General features: G+C 60.6%; 14 protein-coding genes. 13 read left to right on the forward strand and 1 reads right to left on the reverse strand.

The features are described 5' to 3' along the window. The first annotated feature begins 22 nt into the window (after positions 1 to 22). The 3 genes from DC3_RS05930 to DC3_RS05940 all read left to right on the forward strand — a co-directional run bounded on the left by DC3_RS05930 (position 23) and on the right by DC3_RS05940 (position 3,077). Positions 23 to 943 (forward strand): HoxN/HupN/NixA family nickel/cobalt transporter, encoded by a 921-nt coding sequence (locus DC3_RS05930; protein WP_146883025.1) that lies wholly within the window; start codon positions 23 to 25, stop codon positions 941 to 943. Between the two features lie 11 nt (positions 944 to 954). Next, the gene (locus tag DC3_RS05935; RefSeq protein WP_146883026.1) at positions 955 to 2,277 is read left to right on the forward strand and encodes a cobyrinic acid a,c-diamide synthase CobB; all 1,323 of its coding nucleotides are present in this window, start codon (positions 955 to 957) and stop codon (positions 2,275 to 2,277) included. A gap of 158 nt (positions 2,278 to 2,435) precedes the next feature. Continuing rightward, the gene (locus DC3_RS05940; RefSeq protein WP_186815862.1) at positions 2,436 to 3,077 is read left to right on the forward strand and encodes a LysM peptidoglycan-binding domain-containing M23 family metallopeptidase; all 642 of its coding nucleotides are present in this window, start codon (positions 2,436 to 2,438) and stop codon (positions 3,075 to 3,077) included. Between the two features lie 81 nt (positions 3,078 to 3,158). Here the strand turns inward: DC3_RS05940 and DC3_RS05945 are convergent, their stop codons facing one another. Next, positions 3,159 to 4,022, reverse strand: a complete 864-nt coding sequence (locus DC3_RS05945) for an SDR family oxidoreductase (RefSeq protein WP_146883028.1) — start codon at positions 4,020 to 4,022, stop codon at positions 3,159 to 3,161. A 108-nt stretch (positions 4,023 to 4,130) separates the two neighbouring features. Between DC3_RS05945 and DC3_RS05950 the strand changes: the two genes are divergently transcribed. From DC3_RS05950 to DC3_RS05995, 10 genes are all read left to right on the forward strand, one after another. After that, complete coding sequence (locus tag DC3_RS05950; protein WP_146883029.1) at positions 4,131 to 5,051, forward strand: AraC family transcriptional regulator; 921 nt, start codon at positions 4,131 to 4,133, stop codon at positions 5,049 to 5,051. A gap of 211 nt (positions 5,052 to 5,262) precedes the next feature. Next, complete coding sequence (locus DC3_RS05955) at positions 5,263 to 5,562, forward strand: ArsR/SmtB family transcription factor (protein WP_146883030.1); 300 nt, start codon at positions 5,263 to 5,265, stop codon at positions 5,560 to 5,562. 46 nt (positions 5,563 to 5,608) lie between these two features. Beyond that, a complete protein-coding gene (locus tag DC3_RS05960) occupies positions 5,609 to 6,724 on the forward strand; it encodes a flavin-containing monooxygenase (protein WP_146883031.1) in 1,116 nt (371 codons plus the stop codon). 3 nt (positions 6,725 to 6,727) lie between these two features. Next, positions 6,728 to 8,401 carry a TnsB C-terminal domain-containing protein gene (locus tag DC3_RS05965; protein ID WP_146883032.1) on the forward strand — a complete coding sequence of 558 codons (1,674 nt, stop codon included), beginning with the start codon at positions 6,728 to 6,730 and terminating at the stop codon, positions 8,399 to 8,401. Then, positions 8,398 to 9,198, forward strand: a complete 801-nt coding sequence (locus tag DC3_RS05970) for a TniB family NTP-binding protein (RefSeq protein WP_186815863.1) — start codon at positions 8,398 to 8,400, stop codon at positions 9,196 to 9,198. Before DC3_RS05965 ends, DC3_RS05970 begins: the two co-directional genes overlap by 4 nt. 873 nt (positions 9,199 to 10,071) lie before the next feature. Beyond that, complete coding sequence (locus DC3_RS05975) at positions 10,072 to 11,211, forward strand: glycosyltransferase (RefSeq protein WP_186815864.1); 1,140 nt, start codon at positions 10,072 to 10,074, stop codon at positions 11,209 to 11,211. A gap of 10 nt (positions 11,212 to 11,221) precedes the next feature. Next, a complete protein-coding gene (locus DC3_RS05980) occupies positions 11,222 to 12,580 on the forward strand; it encodes a peptidoglycan D,D-transpeptidase FtsI family protein (RefSeq protein WP_146883035.1) in 1,359 nt (452 codons plus the stop codon). Then, entirely contained in the window at positions 12,577 to 13,146 is a 570-nt protein-coding gene (locus DC3_RS05985; RefSeq protein WP_186815865.1) for an SUKH-4 family immunity protein, read from the forward strand. Before DC3_RS05980 ends, DC3_RS05985 begins: the two co-directional genes overlap by 4 nt. 366 nt (positions 13,147 to 13,512) lie before the next feature. Continuing rightward, the gene (locus DC3_RS05990; RefSeq protein WP_146883037.1) at positions 13,513 to 14,469 is read left to right on the forward strand and encodes a hypothetical protein; all 957 of its coding nucleotides are present in this window, start codon (positions 13,513 to 13,515) and stop codon (positions 14,467 to 14,469) included. 196 nt (positions 14,470 to 14,665) lie between these two features. Further along, positions 14,666 to 14,773 (forward strand): YnfA family protein, encoded by a 108-nt coding sequence (locus DC3_RS05995; protein ID WP_246130566.1) that lies wholly within the window; start codon positions 14,666 to 14,668, stop codon positions 14,771 to 14,773. Positions 14,774 to 14,820: the final 47 nt, after the last annotated feature.

Raw genomic sequence — 14,820 nt, forward strand, 5'->3', positions numbered from 1 at the left:
TCTGCCTTTTGAAAGGACTTCCATGAACTTCAAAGAACCTTATGTGCCCACTGTTGTTGGGCTGCACCTGCTGGGTCTGGCCCTGCTGGTCTTCGGTGCGCTGGAACATCCCCTGATGTGGGGCCTGGGGCTGGCGGTGTATGGTCTGGGCCTGCGTCACGCCTGGGATGCAGACCACATTGCTGTCATTGACAACAGCAGCCGCAAATTCCTGCAGGAAAACAAGAATGCCCGTGCGGTGGGCTTTTACTTCGCTGCCGGACACGCTCTGGTGGTGCTGCTGATGAGCATCGGGGCGGCATTGCTCGGACAGAACCTCACCGGAGAGCACAGTGCCCTCACCCTGGTGGGAAGCTGGGTGGCCCCTCTGGTGGGCGGGCTGTACCTGCTGTTGCTGGCCCTGGTGAACCTGCGTTCCTGCCTGCAGATCATGAAAGGTCAGCACACGCATGGTGGGCTGCTGGCCCGAGTTCTGCTGCCCCTCAACCGCATGGTCCGTGAACCCTGGCACCTCCTGCCGGTGGGTTTCCTGATGGGACTGGGCATGGAGACCGCCTCCGAAGTGACCTTGCTGGCCTTCTCGGGTTCTGCTGCACAGCAGGGGGTGAACTGGTCGGCCATTCTGTCTTTGCCCCTGCTGTTTGCTGCAGGCATGACCCTGATGGACACCCTGGATGGCCTCCTGATGACCCGCGCCTACCAGCAGACCCTGGTCCAGGGGGCAACCCGCAAAAAGTACAACCTGCTGCTGACTGCAGTGTCTGGCAGCATTGCCCTGGTCATTGGACTCTGGACCGTGCTGGGCTGGGTTTCTGAGCATTACCATGCGCTTCCCTTCATTGACCGGGTGGATGTGTCCAGCCTGGGGTTCGTGCTTGCCGCTTTCGGTCTGGGCAGCCTGATCCTGCTGACGTTCAGACCAGACCGAAAGTTCTCGCAATAACAGCACGCCTGATGGTTGCAGCGGCCCACTCCGGGGCAGGCAAGACCACTGTGAGCAGCCTGATCTGTGCAGGACTGAATGCGCAGGGCCTCAGGGTGCAGCCCTTCAAACTGGGGCCAGACTACCTGGACCCCACCCACCTCGGCCATGCGGCCAGGGTGAAAGCCAGAAACCTGGACAGTTACCTGTTGCCTCCTGAACGCCTGAAGCAACTGTTTCATGCAGGTGCTGTACAGGCAGAGGTCAGTGTGCTGGAAGGGGTGATGGGCCTGTTTGACGGCAAAAGTCCTCTGTCGGATGAGCATTCCACAGCAGATCTGGCCCGCCTCCTCAAATGCCCGGTGGTGCTCGTGCTGGACGCTTCGGGGACAGCCAGAACCATTGCAGCCATTGCCCAGGGCCTCATGCAGTTTGCCCAGGACATGGACATCTGTGGTGTGATTCTCAACCGGGTGGGATCGGAGCGTCATGCTGAACTCTGCAAGATGGCCCTTTCCCAGCAGGGCATCCGCTGCTTTGGTCACCTGACCAGACAGCCTGAACTGCACCTTCCTGGCAGGCATCTGGGCCTGCTGGGCGCACAGGAACATGCCCTGTCACACGAGGTGCTTTTCCAGACCTGCAGCACCCTGGATCTGGAAGGTCTGCTGGAGGTGGCCCGGTCGGCGCTTCCTCTTGAGGTTCCCCCAGAAACCACCAAACCCATGGGACAGGTGCGTCTGGGCATCGCCCAGGACGAGGCCTTCAGCTTCTATTATCAGGATGCGCTGGATCTGCTGGAGCGGCTCGGGGCCACCCTCGTGCCGTTTTCTCCACTCAGGGACCCGGAGCTTCCCGTGTGCGATGGACTGCTGATCGGTGGGGGTTACCCCGAGGTGCATGCTGCAAAGCTCAGTGAAAATCAAAGCATGCAAGAAAGCATCCGCCAGTTCGCAGCACAGGGCCATCCTGTGGTGGCGGAATGCGGGGGATTGATGTACCTCTCAGAGCAGGTGACCACCAAAGAAGGTCAGGTGTTCGGGATGTGCGGGGTGGTGCCCTACCGGACCGCAATGACTGGCAAATTGACCCTGGGGTACCGGGAAGTCACCTTCCTGCAGGACACCCCACTGGGTCTGGCAGGCACGCAGGTGAGAGGACATGAGTTTCACCACTCCAGCCTGACCCATGAGGCTTTTCAGCCCGCTTACCGAACAGAACATGGACCCGAAGGATATGCCTGTGGAAATGTTCTGGCAAGCTATGTGCACCTGCATCATGCGGGTTTTCCAGCACTGGCCCGGCACTTTGTTCAGGCCCTGATGGAGAAATCATGTGTTCCCATGAACAGGTGAGGGATGTCCTGCTGATGTTTTCACCCGCAGGACATCCCTCACCCCTGTCTGGAGGTATGAATGTCTTGTCGGCATCTGGACGCACAGGACACGCCACCTTCACCGATTTCTCATTGGGCCCATATAAGGTCAGAAAAACCTCTGACCACCAGGAGACCATGAAACCCACCCTCTTTTTGATCGTGACCAGCCTGCTCCTCACGCAGGCCCTTGCCCAGCAGACCTACACCGTGAAGCAGGGAGACACCCTGAGCCGCATCAGCCAGAAACTCGGGGTGAGCCTTGAAGCCCTGCAGACGGTGAACCCGCAACTCAGCAGCCCACACAGCCTCAAGATGGGTCAGGTGCTGAAGCTGCCCACCAGAACCAGCCGCAGCAACACAGCAAAAGCCACGGTGAAAAAGGCCTCTTTTGACCAGCGCAGCTGGACCTGGCCTGCCCAGGGCAGGATGGTCAGCGGATTCGGGTACCGCAAGATGGTGGTGGCCGGCACCAACTGGCACCCGGCCATTGACATCATGGGCAAAACCGGAAGCCCCATTCTGGCCGCCCGTCCCGGGACCGTCACCGAGGCCAGATGGGACGCCACCGGATACGGTTACATGGTGCTGATTGACCACGGGGACGGCCTGAAGACCCGTTACAGCCACAACAGCAAACTGCTGGTCACTCCGGGACAGCAGGTGCAGCAGGGCCAGACCATCGCCCTGATGGGCCAGACCGGGTTTGCCACCGTGCCCCATCTGGATTTCCGGGTGTATGTGTCTGGCAAGGAAATCAACCCGATGACGCTGTACTGAAAAGAGCAGCAGGACGTTCCCAGGACGGGGCAGGACAAAAAGACCAGAAGCGAATGGCTTCTGGTCTTTTTGTGGAAGGGGTCAGGCCTGAGGGACCTTCTGCTGGAATTTCTCCCTGTGGTGTTCTGCGTAGTCCTGCAGTGAGTAAGGGGGTCTTCCGGTCAGTTCCTGCACGTGCGGGGTGGGGGCAGCGAGCCAGCCCTGGACCACAGCTCCGAAAATGAAGGCGAGGTTCCGGGCGTAGTCTTCGGGCATGCCCCTTTTGACCATGGTCTGCACGAATTCTTCAGGGGTGCTGGCCTCATAGCGGATGGTGCGACCTGCAACTTTTGTGAGGACCTGCGCCGCTTCTGCATAGCTGAGGCCTTCAGGGCCGGTGAGAATGAAGGCCCGGCCATCGAATGCACTGCTGGTGAGGGCTGCAGCGGCAGACCGGGCAATGTCGCGGGCATCGATGAAGGAGGTTCTGGCGTCTGCTGCGGGAAGACGGATCAGCCCTGCTTCGACATCCTGGGCCCAGTAGGTGTGAAAGTTGTCGGAGAACCAGTTGGGACGCAGAATCACGTACGGCAGCCCTGAACCCTCAAGGAGCAACTCCACCTTTCTGAGGGGGATGTTGTCGTCTGCCTCCACCCCGATGGCCGTTTGCAGGACGATCTTGATGCCACGCTGCTGGGCGGCTTTCAGGACCGGGGCGAGCAGGTCGTAAGCTTGCAGCACCCCTGCTGGAGCCACCGTGAACAGACGGTCCACCCCTTCGAGGGCAGCATCAAAGGTGGAGGGGTCGGAGAAGTCAAAGGCCACACGCTCAAGCCCGGTCAGGGCAGGAAGGGTTTCAGGGTGGCGGCTGGCGGCTTTCACCTGTTCGCCTTTTTCAAGCAGGATGCGGGTGAGGTGGTGGCCTACGGTGCCGGAACTTCCAAGGATCAGAATCTGGTGTGTCATGGTGGTGCCTCCTTTGTGCTTTAGATTCTATAGTGCAAACCAAAGACAGTCTATGCCAGAAAAGCTTGGTTTCTTTGCAGATCGTCTCAAAAGGTGTACCATCAGGACATGAAGACTGGTGTGGATGTCCTTTCAGACTGGGTGAGGGTGATGGAAACCCAGAGCACCCTCCTTGCCCGCAGCAGCATGAACCCAGGGTGGGGCATGCAGGTCCCGGCCACCCGCAGCATGGTGCTGCACCTCATTCAGGGAGGGAACTTCTGGCTGCACCTCCCAGACAGAGAAGCTTTTGAAGTGAAAGACGGAGACATCCTGCTGCTGACCCGGGGCAACGCCCACCTGCTCACAGGCGAAATAGACAGCAAAGCCCTCACCCTGGATGAATTTGTCAGACAGCCTGCCCCTGATCCTGCCCTCCCCCTGTCCACCCTGATCTGTGGGGAATTCCTGCCCGACATGAGGCTGGGAAAGCAGGTGGTGCAAGGGCTTCCAGAATGCATTCACCTGCACCATCATGACGTGGAACAGAACCCCCATCTGCTCCTCACCACCCAATTGTTGTGGATGGAGGTGGGCAGCCTCGGCGCAGGGAGCGAATTGCTGATCCATCACCTGTTTGACACGCTGTTTCTCTATGTGCTCAGGGCCCACATGGAGCAGTCCCAGACCCCTGGGTGGCTCACAGCCACCCGGGACCCCCAGGTGTCGCGGGCGCTCGGCAGCATGCATGCTGAACCCCATGCCCCCTGGACCGTGGAACAGCTGGCAGGAATTGCAGGACTGTCCAGAGCAGCATTTGCCCGGCGCTTCACTGAGGCGGTGGGACAGAGCCCTCTGGCTTACCTCACAGATTGGCGCATGCATCTGGCCGCCCGACTGCTGGACCGGGGCGAGGCTTCCATGTATCAGGTGGCAAGCCAGGTGGGGTACACCTCGGAGGCGGCTTTCAGCCGGGCTTTCAAGAAGCACCACGGCATTGCCCCGGCAGCATTTCGCAAAGGAAAAACGCCAGCCCTTGCAGCAGACTGAAGCGACTGAAACGGACCTGACCCAGGTCTTCTGGTCGCCTGATGAAAACCTGTGGATGCTGCCTCCCGTGGTGAGCTGAAGCCATTCAAAAGGTGTGATGAAAATGCCCTTTGCGGTCAAAAGTGGATGAAGGTCAAGGTGTCCATGGATCGTCTTGATTGGGTTGACAGAAACCCTGCCACCCCTTACTCTGAAATCGGAGAAAGACGATATGATGAGCTGGAACACCCTCTCAGATCTGCTGAAAGCCCTCAGTGGCGAGACCCGCCAGAAAATCCTGCTGGAGCTTTTCAGGGACGGCAAGGAGCGCACCGTCAACCAGGTTGCAGAAGAGATGGGTCTTGGACAGAGCACGGCCAGCGAGCACCTCACCCAGATGAAACGGGCTGGAATTCTGGCCTCTCGACGGATGGGCAAGGAAGTGCTGTACCGTCCTGATCGGGAAATGTTGCTGTCTCAGCTGCAGGGTTTGATCCAGCTGGTGGAGGAGTGTTGCCCTCCAGAGCCGTGATTCCTGCTTCTCATATCGTCAAATCCCGAAACAACGAAAGGATAACATGCTCGACACCCTGATCATCGGCGCAGGACAGGCCGGACTCGCCACCGCCTACCACCTCAAAAAAACAGGCCTTGAATACCTGCTGCTGGAAGCTGCAGACAGACCTCAGGGCAGCTGGCCCACTTATTACCAGAGCCTGAAGTTGTTCTCCCCAGCCGGATTTTCTTCCCTCCCTGGTCTGCTTTTCCCGGGAGACAAAAGGCGCTGCCCCGGCCGGGATGAAGTCAGCCAGTACCTGCAGGATTACGCAAAGCACTTCCAGTTCCCCATCCAGACGGGAAGCAAGGTGGTGAGGGTGAAACCTGAGGACAACGGATTCCAGGTGCTCACCCGTGCAGGTGAAATCTTCCACTCCCGCAGCGTGGTGGTGGCCAGTGGACCTTTCAACCGCCCCCATGTTCCCTGGTTTCCAGGGCAGGAAAATTACACCGGGCACCTCCTGCACAGCAGCCAGTACCAGCATTCACAGCCGTTTGCAGGAAAGCGGGTGGTGGTGGTCGGTGCAGGAAATTCTGCAGTGCAGATTGCCTGTGAACTCGCTGAGCAGGCCACAGTGACCCTGGCAACCCGTGAGAGCATCCGCTTTGCCCCACAAAAACTGCTGGGTCTGGATTTCCACCATTACCTGTCCCTGATTGATCGCCTGCCTCTGGGGCACCTGCTGCCTCTGGGGAACAGCAGTCTGGTTTTTGACACAGGAAAATACCGGCAAGCCCTTGAAGCAGGCAGGCCCGATCAGCGTCCGGTGTTCCGGTCCTTCTCGTCCAGCGGGGTGCACTGGGCAGATGGCCACACCGAACAGATCGATGCCGTCATTTTTGCCACCGGATTCCATCCGAACCTGCCCTTTCTGAAAGGCACTGCAGCACTGGATTCCAATGGTTTTCCCATCCAGAAGCATGGGGTGAGCCTGAGTGTTCCCGGCCTGTATTTTGTGGGGCTGTCCGGTCAGCGCACCCTGGCTTCGGCGAGTTTGCGCGGGGTGGGACGGGATGCACAGGCAGTGGTCAGGTCACTTCTGCGTGGGCTGCACCTGTCAGTTGCAGTCTGTTCTGATATGGATCAAAGGGATTTTGCAACTTGTTCTGATATGGACCAGGGTGCAGTAAGCTGAAACATGACCCCCCAGAAGTACGCCCGAGCCACCCACGCCCTGGAGCACCTCCTCCCGTACTTCCGGGAACGGGCCAACAGTGGTATCCCCGTCGAACATGAAATTGAGCAAAGCCGCAAAGCACACATCTCCATCCCCACCTTGCGCCGCTACTACCGCATGTTCCTGGACCTCGGAGGAGACCAACATGCGGTGAGCACCCAGGACTTCTTGGAACGCCGCAAGAAACAACTGCGAAAACACACCCTCCGTCCAGAAGTCGAACAGCTCATGCAGGCCCTGATCGACCGGCACTGGCTGATCCCCAGCGGCAGCCCCACCTTCCGCCCGTACACCCTGCAGGCCCTGCTGGACCTCATCCACGACCACTGCCGTGAACAAGGCCTGGAGAAGCCCAGCTACAACACCCTCAAAAACCGCTTGAATGCCCGTGAACAACAGGACCCTCAAAGGTACGCCCGCCTCCGGGAAGGGGAAGAAATCGCCAGGGGACGAGAGCCCCGACTGGGTGTGAGCCCACAACGGCATTTCGGTGAACGCATCCAGATGGATGGCACCCTGCTGGACTTCTTCGTGAAAGACGGCAAACTGCAGGTCAAACGGAGCAAAAACAAAAAACCACAGGCCCAATCCGTGCACACCCGCTTCTGGATCACCGTCGCGGTGGACGAAGGCACCTCCCTGTTCCTGAATTTCAGCCTCACCAGCCACACCAAATCCGCCCATGAATCCCTGAGAACCCTAAAGGGCATCTTGCTGGACCAGCAAGAACACCACCAGGCCCTGGGGGTGGAAAACACCCTCCCCCCACTGGGTGTCCCGAGGGAACTCTTCACGGACCGGGGCAGTGAATTCTTGAACCACTCTCTGGAAAGGTTCTGTGCCCAGTACGGGGTGCACTTCCAGGCCATCCCGTCCAGCCCTCACCTCAGGGGTCGCATTGAGCGCCTGATCGGCCTGATCAACGAAGCCCTCCGGCACCTCCCCGGCTCCACCCTGGGCAGGCACCGGGCGAGGGGCATAACCGGACGGGATTACGTCTTTTTTGGTGCAAAAGACCTGGAACGCTACCTCACAGGGTATTTGCTCGACCGCATCAATGTGCAGGTGAAGAGGGGAGAAATCCTCAGCCGCCTGCAAAACGCCTGGGTGCAGGTGAACGAAGGCAAAAGCCAGTTCAAACCCCTGCCCAGAGAAGACCACAGTAAGGTCCAAAAAATGCTGAGGCCCAGCTTCACACGCACCCTGCAAAGGGGCGGATTGCAATGGCAGAAGCGCCATTACGTGTCCTTCCATCCGGACTTCCTGAACCTGGTGCGCCGACGAAAAGCCCTCGGGGAGGTCACGGTGCTCTTTGACCCCCACAACATCCAGACGGTGTGGCTCATTCACCCCGAAACAGGGGACGTGCTGGAACTCTTCTGCAAGGACCTCCCCAGACCCACCAGCATCTGGTCGTGGGAGGAAGCCAAGAAGCAACTGGGGCTGGAACTGAAACCGGCCCGCAGCGCCCACCAAATTTATCAAAAAGTCCTGCAGATGCGGGATGGGGACAGGTTGGAGGAACAACCCCATGCAGGGCCACCATCCGAAAAACCTCTGGAATGTCCGGTCTCAGGGTGGCCCAGGTTTGCCATAGAGCAAGCACCTCCAGAGCCGGGCAGGAGGGGACATTGAACTTCACCCGTGAAGACCTGATCCGCTCCCGGGAGTCCGCCTGGTTCCTGATCCCAGAACGGGAAAAGTTGCTGGAGCGCCTCTCGTTTCTGGTCACTGACCCTCCCAGGCACCGGGAACGCAGCCTGAGCCTGCTGGGCCCAGCCAACTCCGGGAAGAGCCGCCTCATCACCCAGTTCATGAAACTGCACCCACCCGTGTTTGGGGAGGAATTGGACCAAAAACCCATCTTGCTGCTGCGCATGTCCTCACTTCGCAACACCTCCCAACTGGTGGACCGACTGCTGGCCCTGCTCACCCCCGTGCACATCAATGGAAACGAGGATGCCCGCACCGAGCATTTGCTGAACCTCCTGGAAGTGGTCGGCACCAAAGCGATTGTGCTGGATGAATTCCACGATGTGCTCAGTGTGGGCAGTCAGACCCGCCACCACATGCTCACCAAAATCAAAGACCTCAACAACGCAGGGCTGCGCATCATTCCGGTGGGCACCGACCGCATGGTGGACGCGCTTTCCATCAACCCGGAGCTCTCCACCCGCTTCACGACCTGCACCCTGGAAGCCCTGTCCTTTACGGACAGTCTGGGTGTGGCCGGGGCGTTTTTCACCCACCTTGGTCTTGAGGACTGGAAGGCAACCTACCAGAGGTCCGCGGAGATGGTGTACGTGCGCACCTCAGGCATCATTGGCAACCAACTGGACGTGCTCGAGGAAGTGGTGTTGACCGTGACAGCTCTGGACGGTCGGGTGACCGGCAAGCGGTACCAGGATGCCCTGGACCTGCTGAGGTTTTGAAGGCATGCACAATCGGGGAGGGTCCGTTGCCTGGGCACTGTGGAGGGGTGACAAGCGCACCACACAAAAAGTCCTGTCCCGAGAACATGTTCTGTAATGTGATGTTTGAGCAAAACCATGATATGGGTCACTGGAGTCCACTGACGCGTTTGGCTTGACTCAGCATGAACTGAAGTGACGGCCGAATGCCAGTTCAGTCTCCACAGTCAGGAGGGACGTTGTGTTCAGGGTCCCTCCTGACAGACTGGTGATGCTTCATTGCAAGGCGAAATCAGTGCGAATCGGAAATCAACTGAGGCTGTTGATTGGGGAGGCTGTTGCAGTTGAATGTCCGCCGTGCTGTTGGCAGCCACATTCACGCATTCCCCAGATGAACGGAAGGCAAACGTCCATTTCCCACCGGCCACTTGGTGGCTTTCACAATCTGGTTGCCTGCTGTGGGGTCGCTTGCACAGGCGTGAACCTCCTGTCGAGTTGGGTTACTGGAAGGTCATTTCAGCAAAGGACACCCGCAGCACCACTGGCCTGGGAACAGCGCTCTGAAAACACAGGACATCCAGAGGCATGGAACCCACAGGTGCACCTGTCAAGCAGGTGTCCTTCATGTTCAACGGGGTTGAAGCTGAAGAAACCTCAACCTTGTTGCCTGAAGTTTTTTCAAGGGTGACCTGGTGTGTGCTTCAAAGCACCATGGCTTCCACTGAGAACTCCCCTTTGCAAGGGCCTGCCCAGCGCTGGGGTTGTGTTGCTCAGCTTTTGCTCAGGAACCGCAAAGCGTTCATCAAGGTTCATGGCCTATGGTGCCGGCATGGACCTCCAACTTCACCCCCACCGCACCCTCCAACTGGCCCTCATCCCGCAGGAGCACCCTTCATGCAGGTCTTGATTCTCAACCCGAACGTGGGTGGGAACGCCCCGGTGGTGCGCCTGTGGGCGGTGCACCTCGCCCGGCAGGGCCACCAGGTGCACCTGGTCACCAACCACCACCCCAACCCCCATCAATTGCCTGTGGACGTGCGGGAGAACCTGCACCTGCACCCCCTGGAGGTGGATGAGGACCACGGGGCAGGAAACCCGGCGCTTTCGTTTTCCACCCTGCACCAGGTGGCCACCCTCACCCTGGAGCATGACGTTCAGGTGGTGCACACCCATGACGTGCTGCTCTCCACCCAGGCGGCGGTGCAGGCCCGGAAACTCACCGGGCAAGCCCACCCGGTGGTGGTGACGGTGCACGGCTCTGAACCCCAGCTCATGGACCCCAGGCACCTGCCAGTGGTTCGGGATGTGCTGGGGATGGCCGATCATGTGACGGCCCGTTCCCGCTTCCTGGCTTGCACGCTGGCACAGCATGTGGGGCGCACAGCGCAGGTGACCCCATCGTGGGTGGACCTCCAGCGCTTCACCCCTCAGGCATTGCCCCCGGAAGAGCCGGTCACCCTGCTGCACTTTGCGGGGGTGTCCAGCAAAGCCCGCTCCGTGGACGCCTTGCTGGTGTTGCAGAGGGTGCTGGAGCAGCGGAGTGCGATCCTCAGGATGGTGGGTCAGCCAGCAGCTTTGCAGCTTTGCGAGGACCTCGCCCGGAGCCTTGGGGTGCTCCCGCAGGTGAATCTGGTGCACGGCACCCAACTGCAGGAGCGTCACTTTCAGGGGGTGCACCTGCAACTGCTCACCCGTGAAGGCGAAGCGCACGGTCAGTACCTGCTGGACGGCCTGGCCTGTGGGGTGCCTGCGGTGGCTTCCCGTTCCGGGGCCCACCTGGAGGTGTTGCATCACGGTCAGGGTGGGGTGCTGGTGCCCACCGGTGACGTGCAGCAGATGGCGGGTGCCGTCCTGAACCTCATGGAGGACCGACGGACCTACCAGCAGCTGCGGGCCCAGGCGGTGCAGCGCAGTTTGCATTACGCCGAGGACCGCCTGGGCTTCCTGTACCGCCGGTTGCTGTACCACCTGCCTCACTTGGACCACCCGGCAGCCCCGGAGTCCCCCCGTGCTCCGTTGCCGTGGATGAAATGAGAGACCTCCGGTGAATCCGCAACGCATCCGTTCACGCAGCCGCTTTCTGGTGGCGGTCAGCATCCTCTTGTTCACCCCTTTGCTGTACCGCTATGCACAACTGGAATTCCACCTCCCCCACACCCCTGCCCTGAATGCCGCACCTTTGCGGGGGCGCCTGATCACCGAGGATGGCAGCGTCCTCGCCCAGAGCCTGACCCTCCCGGACGGCTCGCAGGACAGGCGGTACCCACAAGGGAGGCTTGCCGGGGCGTTGATCGGGGTGCTGGGCACCGACGAGGGCCTCTCCGGTCTCGAAAGGTCCCACCAGCAGGACCTGCAGGCCGGACGGGACGTGATCCTCACCCTGCAGCCGTGGATGCAGGCCTCCCTGGAAGCCCACCTGGACCGGCGTGCCCGGGCCCACCTCGGGGTGAGTGGGGCCGGGGTGATCCTGGAAACCCACACCGGCAAAATACTCGCGGCGGCCTCGTGGCCCCCTCTTGAGCCTGCCCGCTGGCGCGACCACCCCCGTGAACGCTGGAAGAACCGTCCCTTGGTGGATTCCCTGGAGCCCGGGAGTGTCATCAAGGCCCTCACGGTGGCGTCCCTGCTGGATCAGGGCCTCACCCACCCGGAGGAACGGTTTGACACCCCCATGACCCGCCGGGTGGGACGGCACACCCTGCACGATGCGGTCTCACACCCCCCATCCCTCACCACCCGGGAGATTCTGAGGTACTCCAGCAACGTCGGCATGAGCCAGTTGATTGAGCGCGTCTCCTCCGAGCAGATGCACTGGTTTCTGCGGCAGGTGGGCTTCGGACAGGACACCCCCCTGGACGGGCTTTACGCCGAAGACGGGGTGCTGCACCCCTGGCAGAAGTGGAGCGACATCCAGAAAGCCAACATCAGCTTCGGGCAGGGTTTCACGGCCAACACCTTGCAGGTCGCTGCGGCCTTCAACGTGCTGGCCAACGATGGGCGTTACGTCCCCCCTCACCTGGTGACTGCAGAGCGGGTGTGGGACCACCGGCAGGTGATTTCCCCCCAGACCTCCCAGACCATGCGGGAGGTGCTGCGGCGGGTGGTGGAAGACGGCATCCAGAAGAACGCCGGCATCCACGGGTACGGCATTGCCGGGAAGAGCAGCACCGCGCAGGTGGTGGTGAACGGACGGTACTCCAGTGAGGTGTACAACAGCCTCTTCGCGGGTTTCTTCCCCAGCAACCACCCGAAGGTCACGGTGGTGGTGATGGTGCACGGGGCACAAAAAGACCATTACGGCTCCCAGCTGGCCGCCCCGATCTTCCGGGATGTGGCGGCGGACCTGATGTCCCAATGGGGCCTGCCCCCCGAGGCTCAGGAAGGGCAGGTGGCAGGAAGGTGAAAGGCTTCAGGTTCACCCTCCCTTCCCCTCAACCGGTGCCTGAGCCTCCTGCAAGCACCTGGGTGGAGCGGATCCAGGGGCATTATGGCAGCAAACTGCGCCCGGTGCCCCTCCCACAACTCCCCCTGGAAGAGGGCACCCGGCGGTTCCTGGAGCACCCTGGACTGCCCGCCCCGATGTTCGGCAATGGTCCTTTCGGGGTGTTCGTGTTGCACGACCCGTTCGTGCGCACCTTCAGACAACAGACGCTCCTGGTGCTCGGTCAGGTGTTCACCGGGGGGCAACTGGTGGTCCACCTGCAAGACGGGCACATCTCGGTGTTGAAACACAACACGTTGCTTTTCCTGAACACCCACCTGCAGCACTTCGTGGTGTTCCACCTGCTGTACGAGAGATTGCACGTTCACGCCCCCCTGGACGTGCGTGTGCCGTTCGAAGTGCAACTGCAGATCCGGGCAGAGCGCCTGGAAAGGCAGTTCTCGGAGGTGGACCGACCCGCCCTCACCGGCCAGCACGGCTGGCGCAGGTGCCTGCAGGGTGTGCTGGAGACCAGTGAGGAAGCCTGACAGTTGGGAGGTGCACACGCCAGGGGAAGCTTTTGACCTCAGAGGCAGCACCTGCAAGCAGAGCCCTGAAATGAACCTTTCATGCCGCAACGATTGTGACCTTTCGCTCAAAACACATTGGCGGTCAATGACCATAATGAACCTGATCCAAAGACAACTGGAAATCCCCTGAAGCGGACCTTTCCGGTTGCCCACAGGAGGCCCCATGGCCTTTTCTCCATCCCCAGCATCCTCTCCCCTTCCCGGGACCAGGACACCCTCCGACTACCAGAAGCCCCGCCTGCACAAAGCCGGACAGTGGCAGAACCTCACCTTGCAGGCCGGCTCTGTGGGAATCTGCAATCCCTACGTGGATCCGGATTGCTGATGAACACCCCACGCCTCTCCTCGATCCTGGCCCTGGGTGTGCTGCTCTCGGCTTGTGGCACCTCCGGCCTCCCTGAAAACCCCCAACGGTTTGAGGTCCTCGGCACCCTGGACCTCACGGTGGGTGAATCCACCCGGGTCTCCCCGCAGGACCTGACGGTGACCGGCATTCAATTGCGCGCAGTTCGCAGTTCCACCGTGGACTCGGGCGGGTACCGTTACATTTCCACCACGTACCAGGTCCGCAATGCCAGCCTTGCTGGCGAACCGAGCCCCACCAGCAAGACCAACGTCACGTTCGTGGCGGTGGACACCCAGAACACCCTCCTCAACACCGCGGTGCGCACCCTCAAGAAGGCCGACGGCACGGTCGCCAACCCCGCCCTGGCCCTGCAGGTGCTCCCATCCGGGCATCTCGCACCGGACGGGTCGGTCAGCGGCACCCAGAGCTTTCAGGCGTTCACCTTCAGTGAAACCAGCACCCTCAACGGACTCCCAACCAGCATCGAGAATGTGCTCCCCTACGGTTACGTGGTGGACCGTACGGGTGGAGGCCGCACCCTGGATGCCAACCCGGCCACGGGCGATTACCAGGGCACCGTGACGGTGTCGGTGAAGGTGCCCCTGCAGACCCCCATTGAGAACACCCCCACCAGTGTCACCCTCTCAATGATTTACGTGGAGGACAGTGTCACCCAGGTGACCGAGTCCCTGGAAGAACAACCCGACCCCACCCTCCTGAATTCCCGGGCCTCCACTGCCGGAGCGGAGCGCATCAACGTGCTGGCAGGCAGCACCTTCACCGGAAGCTACACCCGCACCCTCTGTTACGTTCCCACCGCAGGGGACGGCAGCAGCACCCTGGTGCATCAGGCGCCGATCGTGGGTGGCCGCATGGCGTGCTGTGCTGTGGACTTGCCCCGATCCTCTTTGCTGCAGGGGCAGGATTTGGCCTGAGCAGTTTCCTCGCCTGGGGCAAGAAATACGACCTGCTTCTGCTGGGCATCGGTGGCCTCATTGTCCTCTTCGCCCTGTGGTGGAGGTCCCGCCGGAACCGGATCTGAATCCAGCAAAGCTGCGATAACCAGCACATGCTGAAATCGATCTTGTTGTTCCTGCGGCAGGCCTCGCCGAGATAGGTGGCGGGTACCTGGTGTGGATTTGCATTCGGGAAGGCAGGCCCCTGTGGATCGGCATCCTCGGTGGCTTGATCCTGGTCCTCTACGGTATCCTTCCCACCCTGCAAGAGGGTTGGCAATGATTCGAGAGAAAGCCTATTTTTTTGGAGGAATTTTACGTCCCACAAAA

Origin of the sequence: Deinococcus cellulosilyticus NBRC 106333 = KACC 11606, from assembly GCF_007990775.1 — a bacterium.
Lineage (GTDB): Bacteria > Deinococcota > Deinococci > Deinococcales > Deinococcaceae > Deinococcus_C > Deinococcus_C cellulosilyticus.

Coding starts and splice junctions, on each gene's coding strand:
- DC3_RS05930 (WP_146883025.1), top strand. CDS start 23: ATGAACTTCAAAGAACCTTATGTGCCCACTGTTGTTGGGCTGCACCTG.
- DC3_RS05935 (WP_146883026.1), top strand. CDS start 955: ATGGTTGCAGCGGCCCACTCCGGGGCAGGCAAGACCACTGTGAGCAGC.
- DC3_RS05940 (WP_186815862.1), top strand. CDS start 2,436: ATGAAACCCACCCTCTTTTTGATCGTGACCAGCCTGCTCCTCACGCAG.
- DC3_RS05945 (WP_146883028.1), bottom strand. CDS start 4,022: ATGACACACCAGATTCTGATCCTTGGAAGTTCCGGCACCGTAGGCCAC.
- DC3_RS05950 (WP_146883029.1), top strand. CDS start 4,131: ATGAAGACTGGTGTGGATGTCCTTTCAGACTGGGTGAGGGTGATGGAA.
- DC3_RS05955 (WP_146883030.1), top strand. CDS start 5,263: ATGATGAGCTGGAACACCCTCTCAGATCTGCTGAAAGCCCTCAGTGGC.
- DC3_RS05960 (WP_146883031.1), top strand. CDS start 5,609: ATGCTCGACACCCTGATCATCGGCGCAGGACAGGCCGGACTCGCCACC.
- DC3_RS05965 (WP_146883032.1), top strand. CDS start 6,728: ATGACCCCCCAGAAGTACGCCCGAGCCACCCACGCCCTGGAGCACCTC.
- DC3_RS05975 (WP_186815864.1), top strand. CDS start 10,072: ATGCAGGTCTTGATTCTCAACCCGAACGTGGGTGGGAACGCCCCGGTG.
- DC3_RS05990 (WP_146883037.1), top strand. CDS start 13,513: ATGAACACCCCACGCCTCTCCTCGATCCTGGCCCTGGGTGTGCTGCTC.